Consider the following 352-nt stretch of genomic DNA (forward strand, 5'->3'; position numbering starts at 1 on the left):
CTTTCTTAACCTGATCAACAAATGGCTGAAGGCCGGGATACTGGACACAGACGGCAGCGTCGTGAATCCGGAGTCCGGCACACCACAGGGGGGAGTCGTTTCACCCGTACTGGCAAACGTATATCTTCACTTTGGTCTGGATTTGTGGTTTCAAAAGTGCGTAAAGAAACACTGTAAAGGTGAAGCGTTTATTCTCAGGTATGCTGATGATTTCATCTGCGGCTTCAGGTATCGAGACGAGGCCGGGCGATTTTATCAAGAGCTGCCTGAGAGGCTGAACAAATTCAAACTTTCAGTGGCACCGGAGAAAACCAGAATGCAGCGGTTCAGTCGTTTTCATCCAGGTATGGAA

Annotated in this window: 1 protein-coding gene; it reads left to right on the top strand. The window is 48.9% G+C overall.

Going from position 1 to position 352, the window contains the following annotated elements:
• Positions 1–352, top strand: a 352-nt coding sequence (locus tag ACYQ11_RS22175; protein ID WP_459926017.1) for a reverse transcriptase domain-containing protein, incomplete at both ends; no start/stop codon positions are given.

The organism is Desulfatiferula olefinivorans (genome assembly GCF_054657895.1).